At 69.8% G+C, this 10,459-nt stretch carries 10 protein-coding genes; 2 read left to right on the top strand and 8 right to left on the bottom strand.

Going from position 1 to position 10,459, the window contains the following annotated elements:
* The first annotated feature begins 70 nt into the window (after positions 1-70).
* The gene (locus OMW55_RS08630; protein ID WP_264882431.1) at positions 71-1,105 is read left to right on the top strand and encodes a quinone-dependent dihydroorotate dehydrogenase; all 1,035 of its coding nucleotides are present in this window, start codon (positions 71-73) and stop codon (positions 1,103-1,105) included.
* On the opposite strand, the gene OMW55_RS08625 is transcribed toward OMW55_RS08630, so the two are convergent.
* The gene (locus OMW55_RS08625; protein ID WP_264882430.1) at positions 1,095-2,828 is read right to left on the bottom strand and encodes a gamma-glutamyltransferase family protein; all 1,734 of its coding nucleotides are present in this window, start codon (positions 2,826-2,828) and stop codon (positions 1,095-1,097) included. The two genes, OMW55_RS08630 and OMW55_RS08625, sit on opposite strands and share 11 nt — an antisense overlap.
* Positions 2,829-2,959: 131 nt before the next feature.
* Here OMW55_RS08625 and OMW55_RS08620 point away from each other — a divergent pair, with 131 nt between their 5' ends.
* Positions 2,960-4,735 (top strand): AMP-dependent synthetase/ligase, encoded by a 1,776-nt coding sequence (locus tag OMW55_RS08620; protein ID WP_264882428.1) that lies wholly within the window; start codon positions 2,960-2,962, stop codon positions 4,733-4,735.
* On the opposite strand, the gene OMW55_RS08615 is transcribed toward OMW55_RS08620, so the two are convergent.
* The 7 genes from OMW55_RS08615 to OMW55_RS08585 form a co-directional block, all read right to left on the bottom strand.
* The gene (locus tag OMW55_RS08615; protein ID WP_264882427.1) at positions 4,732-5,157 is read right to left on the bottom strand and encodes a hypothetical protein; all 426 of its coding nucleotides are present in this window, start codon (positions 5,155-5,157) and stop codon (positions 4,732-4,734) included. The two genes, OMW55_RS08620 and OMW55_RS08615, sit on opposite strands and share 4 nt — an antisense overlap.
* A gap of 60 nt (positions 5,158-5,217) precedes the next feature.
* Positions 5,218-5,958: a hydroxyacylglutathione hydrolase gene (gene gloB / locus OMW55_RS08610; protein WP_407822131.1), complete on the bottom strand. Its 741-nt coding sequence runs from the start codon at positions 5,956-5,958 to the stop codon at positions 5,218-5,220.
* Positions 5,952-6,365, bottom strand: coding sequence for a VOC family protein (locus OMW55_RS08605; protein WP_264882426.1), 414 nt, complete (start codon positions 6,363-6,365; stop codon positions 5,952-5,954). The genes gloB and OMW55_RS08605 overlap by 7 nt, the downstream gene beginning before the upstream one ends.
* Before the next feature lie 41 nt (positions 6,366-6,406).
* A complete protein-coding gene (locus OMW55_RS08600) occupies positions 6,407-7,150 on the bottom strand; it encodes an alpha/beta fold hydrolase (protein ID WP_264882425.1) in 744 nt (247 codons plus the stop codon).
* A 46-nt stretch (positions 7,151-7,196) separates the two neighbouring features.
* Positions 7,197-7,535 (bottom strand): UrcA family protein, encoded by a 339-nt coding sequence (locus OMW55_RS08595; RefSeq protein ID WP_264882423.1) that lies wholly within the window; start codon positions 7,533-7,535, stop codon positions 7,197-7,199.
* Positions 7,536-7,638: 103 nt separating this feature from the next.
* Positions 7,639-8,826: a hypothetical protein gene (locus OMW55_RS08590; protein WP_264882421.1), complete on the bottom strand. Its 1,188-nt coding sequence runs from the start codon at positions 8,824-8,826 to the stop codon at positions 7,639-7,641.
* The gene (locus tag OMW55_RS08585; protein WP_264882419.1) at positions 8,823-10,190 is read right to left on the bottom strand and encodes a glycosyl transferase family protein; all 1,368 of its coding nucleotides are present in this window, start codon (positions 10,188-10,190) and stop codon (positions 8,823-8,825) included. The genes OMW55_RS08590 and OMW55_RS08585 overlap by 4 nt, the downstream gene beginning before the upstream one ends.
* Between the last annotated feature and the right edge of the window lie 269 nt (positions 10,191-10,459).

Raw genomic sequence — 10,459 nt, 5'->3', positions numbered from 1 at the left:
CAATGTGGAGCTTTCCGGTCTGATTTAGGTGCTTGGCCCTCGGTTGACAACCGGATAGGCGCTGGGGGCGATGGCTCTTTTCCCGCTCCTCCGCCCGCTCGTGTTCCGGCTCGACCCGGAGCGGGCGCATGGGCTGACCATCGCGGCGCTGAACGTGGCTCCGCGCAAGACGCCACGCCTGTCACCAACGCTGCGGACGGAGGTGGCGGGCCTGAGTTTTCCCTCGCCCGTCGGCTTGGCCGCTGGGTTCGACAAGCATGCCGAGGTGACGGCGGCGATGCTGGGGCTGGGTTTCGGCTTCGTCGAGGTGGGGACGATCACGCCGAAGCCGCAGCCGGGCAATCCAAGGCCCCGGCTGTTCCGCCTCGCCGAGGACCGGGCGGTGATCAACCGCTTCGGCTTCAATAGCCACGGCCAAGATGAGGCGCTGGCGCGGCTCGCGCGGCGTGGCCGCGGCGCCGGGATCGTCGGCGTGAACCTCGGCGCCAACAAGCACAGCGCGGACCGGATCGCCGACTATGCCGAGGGCGTGCGGCGGATGGCTCCTGTCGCCGACTATCTGACGATCAACATCAGTTCGCCTAACACGCCGGGGCTGCGCCAGCTGCAGGACGAGGGCGAGCTGCGGGCTCTGCTGAGCGCGGTACGCGAGGCCCGCACGGCGGACGGCCCGCCAGTGTTCCTGAAGCTTGCGCCCGACCTCGGCGAAAGCGAGCCGCGGCAGATCGTGCGGGCGGCGATAGAGCACGGCATCGACGGCCTGATCGTCAGCAACACCACAGTGAGCCGCCCACCGCTCCGCTCCCGCTATGGGCACGAGACTGGCGGCCTGTCCGGAGCGCCGCTCAAGGCGCTGGCGCTCGACGCCCTGCGCCGGTTCCGCAGCGAGACCGGTGGCGCGCTGCCGTTGATCGGTGCCGGCGGCATCGGCTCGGCCGAGGATGCGTGGGAGCGGATCCGGGCCGGCGCGAGCCTGGTCCAGCTCTACTCGGCGATGGTCTACGAAGGGCCGGGCATCGCGCGGCGGATCGCGCGTGGGCTCGAGCGGCTGCTGGAGCAAAGCTCATACGCCAGCATCGCGGAGGCGGTCGGGGCTAGCGCCTAGGGCGCGCGCCGGACGGATCGACCAGCACCACGCCTTCGCGGCGCGGGTCGAAGCCGCCATCGACCCGGCCATTCCGGATCAGCACGCCATGAACGCCGCTGTCCTCGCCCTGCCCGGGCTGGAGGTCGATCCCGCGCGCCCGGAGCCCGGCCAGCACGGAGGGGGCGAACTTGGTCACTTCGCCCTGGAAGGCGGCACCGCGCGCGACCAGGTTCGGCTGGGCCAAGGCCTGCTGCATGGGCAGGTTCCAGTCGACGGCGGCGATCAGCGATTTGGCGACATAGGCCAGGATGGCGTTGCCGCCGGCCGAGCCAATCGCCCCGGCGAAGCGCCCGTCCGGTGTCAGCAGGATGGTCGGCACCATGGACGAGCGCGGGCGCTTGCCCGGGGCGACGGCGTTGGCCGCCGGACGGCCCTGCGGATCGACGGGGGAGAAGCTGAAGTCGGTCAGCTGATTGTTGAGGAAGAAGCCGTCAACCATCCGTCCGGAGCCGAAAATGCTTTCCACGGTGGTGGTGATCGACACCACGTTGCCGTTCGCATCGCCGACGATGAAGTGCGAGGTTCCCGCCGGCTCGCGCGTGCGATCGGGCGCGGGGGTTACCGATCCGGCTGGGACGCCGGGTACCGGCGGCGGGCCGGCGGTCGCGCCAATCAGCTGCGCGCGCCGGGCGATATAGTCGGGCGCGAGCAGGCCGGCGACCGGCACGTCCGCGAACGCCGGGTCACCGACATAGCGGTCGCGGTCGGCGTACATGATCCGGCTCGCCTCCGCGAACAGGTACCAGGCCTGCGGATCGTTGGGGCCGCGCGCGGCGATGTCCGTCCGCTCCGTCAGCTTCAGCAACTCAAGCAGCCCGACGCCGCTGGCCGGCGGCGGCGGCGTGCAGACAACGTAGGTGCGCCACGGCGCGCACAGGCTCTCGCGCTTGATCGGCCGGTACGCGGCAAGATCGGCCATGGTGAGATGTCCGGGCAGCGCGTCCTTGCGGGTCCGTTCAACGATCCGCGCCGCTGTTTCGCCTTCCAGCAGGGCCCGCGAGCCCTGTGCCGCCAGCTTCCCGACGAAGGCGGCATAGGCCGGGTTACGCAGGAAGTCGCCGGGGCCCAGATAGCCGCCGCCAGCCTTGGCGAAGTAGCGCTGCACGTCGCCCGACGGCATCTGCGGCGCATAAGCGGCGATCAGCCGCGCAAGCCGTGGGCTGACGCGGAAGCCGGCCGCCGCCGTTCGCTCGGCATCGCCGAACAAGCTGTTCCACGGCAGGGCTCCATGCTCACGCTGCACGAGTTCCAGCATTCGCACCGCGCCGGGCACGCCGGTCGAGCGCCCGGACTGGATCGCCCGCTGGTACTCGAGCGGCTTGCCGTCCAGACCCAGGAACATGGTCGCCGTGGCCTGCGCCGGCGCCACTTCGCGGCCATCGTACAGCGTCAGCTTGCGCGTCGTGCCGTCGTAATAATGGAGGAAGGCACCGCCGCCGAGGCCGCTTGACTGCGGCTCGACCAAGCCAAGCATCGCCTGCACCGCTACCGCCGCGTCAGCGGCCGTGCCGCCGCGACGCAGCACTGCCATGCCGGCTTCCGCGGCGAGCGGATTGGCGGCGATGACGAAGCCCGGCTGCGTGACGGTGACCTGCGCGGGCGCCCTTGGGACCGATGCTGGGACGGTGGCGCAGCCGCCAAGCAGCAAGGTGAAGGTCAACGGCAGGTAGGTCAGGCGCATGGTGTCTCCCGGATGGCCCTGCGCTTACGAACGGCCGGACCGGCTGTCCACGCCCGCGCCGCTGGCATCATCTCCGTAACAAGCCTAAAGCGGCCCCTTCGTTTCCATCAGCCGGGGGGCCGGACAGCCGGATGGCCAAGCGTACGCAGCTCGAGACCTTTCCCAATCTGGTCGCCATGTTCCTCGCCCGCGTCGCCGAACGCGGTGACGCTCCGTTCCTGTGGGCCAAGCGCGGCGGCACGTGGACTTCGATCAGCTACAGTGAGGCGGCGCGGCAGGTGGCGGCGCTGTCGGCCAGCCTGCTTAAGCTCGGGCTGAAGCCGGGCGACCGGGTCATGCTGGTCGCCGAGAACCGGCCCGAATGGCTGATCGCCGACCTGGCGATCATGGCCGCTGGCTGCGTCACGGTTCCGACGTACACGACCAATACGACGCGCGATCATACCCACGTGCTGGGCAACAGCGGCGCGCGGGCGGTGATCGTCTCCACCCAGAAGCTGGCCAAGGCGCTGATCCCGGCCGTCCTGTTCTCGTCCGACTGCAACGACATCATCGGCATGGAGGACCTCCGCACTGGCCAGGCCGTAGAGGCGCGGGTCCATCAATGGAGCGAACTGGTGGCGGACGGCGGCGACCTTGACGCCGTGCGCGAGCGGATGTCGCGGGTCGGTCGCGATGACCTCGCCTGCCTTATCTATACCAGCGGAACGGGCGGCGCGCCGCGCGGCGTTCGCCAGCACCATGGCGCCATCCTGCACAATTGCGCGGCGTGCGTGGACGTCATCGCAAACGACTTCGGCTGGGACGAGGAGGTGTTCCTGTCCTTCCTCCCCGCCAGCCACGCCTATGAGCATAGCGGCGGCCAATTCTTCCCGATCAGCCTCGGCGCGCAGATCTATTATGCGGAGAGCCTGGAGAAGCTCGCCGCCAACATCGAGGAAGTGCGCCCGACCATCATGGTGGTCGTGCCGCGCCTATTCGAGATGCTGCGCCAGCGGCTGCTGAAGACCGTGGAGAAGAGCGGCAGCTTCTCGCAGCTGCTGCTCCGCCGTGCGCTGGAAATCGGGCAGGAGCGGTACGACCGGGGCAAGCTGTCAGTTGCCGACCTGCCGATGGAGTGGTTCCTGAAGGCCACCCTGAAGCGCAAGGTGGCGGCCCGGTTCGGCGGCCGGATCAAGGCGATGGTCTCGGGCGGTGCGCCGCTCAATCCAGAAGTCGGCATCTTCTTTCACTCGCTCGGGCTGACGCTGCTGCAGGGGTATGGCCAGACCGAAGCGGCGCCGGTGATCAGCTGCAACCGGCCTAAGGCCGGCGTCCGCATGGATACGGTTGGGCCGCCGCTGCTCAACACGGAGGTGCGGATCGCGGACGATGGCGAGATCCTGGTCCGGGGCGAACTGGTGATGCACGGCTATTGGAATAACGCGGAGGAAACGGCGCGAGTCCTGCAGGATGGGTGGCTGCATACCGGCGACATCGGCCACTTCGACGATCACGGCCGGATCGTGATCACTGACCGCAAGAAGGACCTGATCATCAACGACAAGGGCGACAACGTCTCGCCCCAGCGGGTCGAGGGCATGCTGACGCTGCAGCCGGAGATTGCGCAGGCGATGGTCACGGGCGACCGCCGCCCGCACCTCGTCGGGCTGCTGGTGCCGGAGCCCGAGATCATCGCCCAGTACAAGGGCGACGAGGCCGGGCTCAAGGCCGCACTGCAGAAGGCGGTCGACCGGGTCAACGCGGACTTGAGCGTGATCGAGAAGGTGCGCCGCTTCATCGTCGCGGACGAGCCGTTCGCCGTGGAGAACGAGATGCTGACCCCGTCCATGAAGATCCGCCGCCACGTCATCCGCGCCAGCTATGGCGAGCGGCTGGACGCGCTGTACGGCGGTAAGGCTTCCTAGCGCCGGCGGATGCCCGGGCCCGTGTAGGGCACGAAGTCACCGAAGCTGCAGCCACCGACGAAGAAGCCGCCGGCCGCAGTGTCAATCACCTGGGCGATGTCACCGCGACACAGCTGCGCGGTCCCGAACGATTTGGTGACCAGCGCCCGGCCGGGCGTGCCTAGGCCGTTGCAGCCGCCGACCATCTCCGTCCGCCAGTACCGGTTGGCGCCATCGCGGAACAACACGGTGTTCTCGTCGACCACGATCATGTCCTGCGAACGGTAGCTCGGCAGGCAGGCCTGCGGCCGACCGGCGACGCGCCCGGCGAGATAACGGTCGAGTTCCTGCGCGGCGAGTGGCGAACGGGGCTGCGGCGCAGCGTTGTAGGCGCAGCCGGAAAGGGTAGAGGCGGTAAGGGCAAGGGCGACGAAGCTGCGCATGGCGGACCTCTCAGGCGAGTCGAACTGACTCAACGCCGATCCCTCATGCTTGCTCCCCGCTTAACGGAAGCTGTCCTTACCCTGCCGCAACGAGGCAAACTCCGCCGCATCGGGGGCGCGCAGGAACGGGTTGGTGGCGCGCTCCACGGCGATCGTGGTCGGTAGGGTCATCGCTCCTGCCGCACGCAGCCGCTGCACCTCGGCCAGGCGGCCCGCGATGGCTGCGTCGCCAGGAAAAGCATGGGCGGCAAAGCGGTAGTTGGACAGCGTATACTCGTGCGCCGGATGGACCACGGTCTCGTCGGGAAGTGAGGCCAGTCGCTCGAGCGAGGTGAACATCTGCTCGGGGCTGCCCTCGAACAGCCGCCCGCAGCCGCCCGCGAACAGCGTGTCGCCGGTGAACGCCAAGCCGGCGTCCGGCAGGATAAAGGCGATGTGGCCCAGCGTATGGCCGGGCACGTGCCAGACCTCGGCGGTCCATGGCCCGACCTCGACCCGGTCGCCGTCCGAGAGCCCGTGATCCAGGCCGGCGAACTTGTCCCGCTCCGCCTCCGGTCCCCACACTGGAGCGCCGGTCGCAGCGACAACCGCCGCAATGCCGCCCGTATGGTCGGGGTGCCAGTGGGTGATCAGCACCTGGCTGATGCGCCAGCCGCGTGCCTCCGCCGCGGCCAGCGCGGCCGCACCGTCACCCGGATCGACCACCGCCGTGTGGCCGGTCGCGGAATCGTGCAGCAGCCAGATGTAATTGTCGCTGAAGGCCGGGACGGCGACGATCTCCGGCGCCGCTGCCATCACCATTCGCCGGTGTTCGGCATCGACGACCACGGTTCGGCCGGCGGCTTGCTCGCGCCCTTCTGCAGCAGCTCGATCGAGATGTTGTCCGGCGTGCGGACGAACGCCATGCGGCCGTCGCGCGGTGGGCGGTTGATGGTCACACCAGCGTCCATCAGCCGTTGGCAGGTGGCGTAGACGTCGTCGACCTCATAGGCGAGATGGCCGAAATTGCGCCCGCCGCCATAGCTCTCCGGGTCCCAATTGTGCGTCAGTTCGACCTCGCCCTGGTCGCCGGGCACGCCAAGGAAGATCAGGGTGAACCGGCCCGCCTGGTTGTCCATCCGCCGGCGCTCCTCGAGCCCCAGCAGGTTGAAGAAGCGGACGGTGGCGTCCGGGTCGGTCACCCGGATCATGGTATGGAGATAGCGCATTGCCGTCACTTGGGCGCTGCAGCGCCCGCCAACAAGGCCGGCTAGCCGGCAAGCTCGATCAGGTCGGCGGCGGCGCGCAGGATCGTGCGGATCTCGTGCGGGCTCGACAGCCGGTGCCCGCCACCCTTTACCACCCACAGTTGCACGTCGGCCGAGGCCAGCGCGTCCTTGGTTCGGAGCGCCACTTCGAGCGGAACCTCGCCGTCCGCATCGCCGTGCACGAGCCGCACCGGGCAGTGCAGCGGGATGTCCGTGCCGAGCAGTAGGCGCTGCCCCGACTCCCAGAAGCCGCGCGTCGTCAGCTCCGCCTCCCCGCCATAGGGGTTGGGCCGCTCCAGCCGGCCCGTCTCGACCAGCGTACGCCGATCGGCGTCGCCATAGCCCCAGTCAGTGAAGTCAGGCGCGGCGGCGATGCCGAGCAGGCCGCGCACCCGATTGGGCCGGCGCAATGCCAGCAGCAGCGCCAGCCACCCGCCCATCGACGAGCCGACCGGGATCAACGGCCCGTCGGTAAGCCGGTCGGCGACGGCCAGCGCGTCCGCGAGCCAGCCGTCGAGCGTGCCGTCCTCAAAGCGGCCGGGGCTGGCGCCCGTGCCGCCATAGTCGAAGCGGACTAGCCCGAGACCGCATTCGGCCGCCCACCCATCAAGCGCGAGGGCCTTGGCGCCCGCCATGTCCGACGCATAGCCGGGCAGGAACAGCAGGGTGGCGCGGCCGGAGCCCTCGCGCACCCGGGTGGCGAGACGACGGCCGTCCGCCAGGTGGAGGAAGTCGGGCTCGGTCATGCCGATGGCGGTTAGGCCCGGCCGCCGTCCGCAGCAACCTTTGCGCTCAGCGCGACACCAGCCGCTCGGGGGTGGCGAGGCGGGCCTGCGCCCGGTTCCATGCTTTGCCAAAGGTCTCGGCGCGGCAGTTCTTGATCCAGCGACGTCCGGCCGGATCGACCGAAGAAGCCTCACCGCACACCTCGGCGGCGGCGCGCTGCAGCCGGCTCTTCAGCATGGCCTGACCATGGGGGGACGCCAGGTCGATGTCGGCCGTCGACACGGCGGCGATCTCCACGGCGCCGGGCATGGCAGCATGGGCCGGCGCGGGCAGCGCGATCGCCAGTGCGGCGGCGGCTCCAGCGAGGCTGACGGTGGCGGCGGCGAAAGCGGAACGGATGGTCATGGCGGGTCTCCCTGTCTTGCGAGCAGGGCAGCTATATGAACCTCATGCCGGGCGTGCGGGAGCAACGATGTTGCGGCGCCGTTCTGCAGATTTGCAGAGCAGCCTAGAAGTCTCCCGCCACCGTCAGCGCATAACCGCTGCCCGGCCGTGCCTTGCCCAGCGCCTGCCAGCGGTAGTCGACATGGGCCTTGATGCCGGGCAGCAGCCGCATCGATACGCGCGGCCCGACATCGAGCCTGGCGAGGCCGCGCTGCGCCCCGCCCCAGGCACCCAGCCCGACCGAGTAGCGCCCGAGCAACGGCCGGCTGGCGGTCACCGCGCCGTCGACGAACCAGTCACGCTGCCGCAGCGAGACGATGCCGCTCTGGCCGTAGCCGTCGAGCTTGAAGCCGAGCGGCAGCGCACGACCATACACGCCACCCTCGGCCAGCAGCGCAAAGGCGTTGCGCCCGCCCTCCGGCCCGCCAACGCGCTGACGGCGCTCGGCCATGAAACGGACCGGCAGGGCAGACAGCGGCTGCCAGGCGACACCCAGGGCGGCCTCACCATTGACCTTGGTCTGCGCGGCGCCAGGTGCGGGGATCGGCGCCGAGAATCGCAGGTTGACACCAAGATGCCGGTTGAACCGGTAGCCGAGCCGCACGCCGGCCTGACTACCGCCGAGCTGCCCGCCGGCGGCGAGCGCCGGCTGCGTGCCCGAGCCGTCGAGCGAAGCCTGCTCCTGCCGCATCAATGCCCAGCTCGTGAGGCTCCAGCGGTCCAGCCGTGGTGGACCGCCCGCAGCGAAGCTCGGCAGGGTGGCGGACCGGCCGGGCCGGACGAGCGGCAGCGATACCGCCGCCATGCGCGAGACAGGCGCTTCTTCCGCCTCCGGCATGCCGGAGAAATCGACGCCCTCCGGCGCTGGTGCCAGCCACGGCGACTGCCCCCGCTGGGGCATGGCCGAAGGCGGCGGCGGCTCCTGATAGTAGGCGGGCATGGCGGCGGGCACGTAACGGGGCACCGGGTAGCGCATCGCTGCGGGGTAAGGCACCGCCATTGGATACCCCTGCGGAGGCCAGGGCGCCGTGGCATAGCTGGCCGGAATCACCGGCGCGGCAGGTGGCGGTGACAATGGCGCGTAGCTCAGCGGCGCCTCAAAGGCCGGCGGCTGGGCGGACGGGGTGCCTTCGTCCGAGGCTGGCGCCACCTGCGGCAAGGCCAATGCGGGCAAGGGCAGCACGCTCGCCGCCGCGCGAAAGGTCACCCAGCCGGCGACCGCCACGGCCAGAAAGCGTGTCGGCGCGCTCATCGCGCCGCGTCCGCTGGAAACATGTGGTCGGTCTTGTCCCACGTCTTGGGGCCTCCGCTGAGGTGAATGGCGAGCGCCCGACGGGCGGCGAGGATGGCGACCAAGTTGCCGACGAACATGCGCGGCAGGCTCATCAGCCCTTCGCCCCAGCCATAGGCCGAAGCGGTAAAGGCGGCCCGCAGCACCACCCGCCAGACCAGCAGTGCCGCCGTGACTTTGAGCAGCAGAGCAAGACCGGGCGGCACGGGCATCGCCGGCGCGCCGAGCTGCTCGGCCAGCCACAGCTGGCTCCACAACAGCGCGCCGAGGTAACCGGCCAGCAACAACAGCGCCGCCAGCGGACCGCGCCGATCGCGCATCCGGAACCAGCGCTCGCCCCAATGGCCAGCCCAGCCCAGCCGGTCCCACCCTGAGAAAGCAATCCCGCCCAGCCAGCGCGCCTTCTGCCGGACGGCGGCCGACAGCGTTGCCGGGAAGTGGCCGCGGCTGGCGACCACGCCGCCTTCGCCGTGCAGCACCGGCAAGCGGACAAACACCGTCCGCTCGCCCAGCGCGCCGAGCCGCAGCCCCATCTCGTAATCCTCCGTCATGCTGCTACCGGCGAAGGGACGCCCGTCCTCCATGACCGCCAGCCGGCCCATCGCCTCCCGCCCGATGGCACAGCCGACGCCGGCGAGCGGGATCGAAGCGCCGACCGCTTCGCGCACCACCAGGTCACGGCCGTGGCTCTCGGCGAACTCGTCGCAATAATGACCGCCGATCCATGGGCTGGCGGGGTCGATCAGCGGCACCACCGGCAATTGCACAACGCCAGCGCGGCCAATCAGCCGGTTGAACAACCGCAGCTCCTGCGGGTGGACCAGGTCCTCGGCGTCGTGCAGCACGACGGCCTTGGCACGCCGGCCCTGCTCGGTTTCAAGCCGGACGAGCGCCGTGTACAGCCGGTTCAGGCAGTCGGCCTTGGTGCTCGGGCCGTCCACGCCGATGTCCACGGCGACCACCCGCGGATCGCCGACGCTGCGGATCGCGGCCGCCGTCGCGGGATCGTTGCGGTAATGGCCGACCATCAGCGCGTAGTTTGGATAATCGAACCGCTCCAGCGTTGCGCGGAGCATCTGCGCGATCACCGCCGCTTCGTCCCAGGCGGGGATGAACACCACCATCCAGCCGGCCCCGACATCGTCCGCAAGCAACCGAGAATCCGCCCGCGGGTGACGGCGGTAGACGGTCATGGCTCGCCAGGCGCGCCGGATGAAGAAGATGAGATCCAGCGCGAGGTCGTCGAGCGCGAAGAACAGGAACCCGGCTGCCGCGAACAGCGACAGTTCGGCCGCGGCCTGCTGGACCAGCCAGGCCAGGCTCACCGCCGCACGCAATCGGCACATCGTCCGGGAATTTGCCCCGTCGTCACCACACCCCCCATGTGACAACCGAGCAGGGGCCGTCTGGCACGGCGATCGGGCAGGTGCAACACGGGTCCGAAATGGTTTAGGTTAAGTGTCTTTCCCGCCACGCACCGGTACGTGCGAATGGCGACTCGGCCAGCGCTGTTTCCTCGCCGTAACGGTCATGGTCGCCGCGCCGTCGGCCTGCGCGGTTGCGGGATCAATCAGGCTCTTGCGAATTCAACGGC

The sequence above is a fragment of the Sphingomonas arvum genome (assembly GCF_026013565.1).
Classification (GTDB): Bacteria; Pseudomonadota; Alphaproteobacteria; order Sphingomonadales; family Sphingomonadaceae; genus Sphingomicrobium; species Sphingomicrobium arvum.
This window is presented reverse-complemented; position numbering and strand designations above follow the sequence as displayed.

Coding starts and splice junctions, on each gene's coding strand:
- OMW55_RS08630 (WP_264882431.1), top strand. CDS start 71: ATGGCTCTTTTCCCGCTCCTCCGCCCGCTCGTGTTCCGGCTCGACCCG.
- OMW55_RS08625 (WP_264882430.1), bottom strand. CDS start 2,828: ATGCGCCTGACCTACCTGCCGTTGACCTTCACCTTGCTGCTTGGCGGC.
- OMW55_RS08620 (WP_264882428.1), top strand. CDS start 2,960: ATGGCCAAGCGTACGCAGCTCGAGACCTTTCCCAATCTGGTCGCCATG.
- OMW55_RS08615 (WP_264882427.1), bottom strand. CDS start 5,157: ATGCGCAGCTTCGTCGCCCTTGCCCTTACCGCCTCTACCCTTTCCGGC.
- gloB (WP_407822131.1), bottom strand. CDS start 5,958: ATGGTGATGGCAGCGGCGCCGGAGATCGTCGCCGTCCCGGCCTTCAGC.
- OMW55_RS08605 (WP_264882426.1), bottom strand. CDS start 6,365: ATGCGCTATCTCCATACCATGATCCGGGTGACCGACCCGGACGCCACC.
- OMW55_RS08600 (WP_264882425.1), bottom strand. CDS start 7,150: ATGACCGAGCCCGACTTCCTCCACCTGGCGGACGGCCGTCGTCTCGCC.
- OMW55_RS08595 (WP_264882423.1), bottom strand. CDS start 7,535: ATGACCATCCGTTCCGCTTTCGCCGCCGCCACCGTCAGCCTCGCTGGA.
- OMW55_RS08590 (WP_264882421.1), bottom strand. CDS start 8,826: ATGAGCGCGCCGACACGCTTTCTGGCCGTGGCGGTCGCCGGCTGGGTG.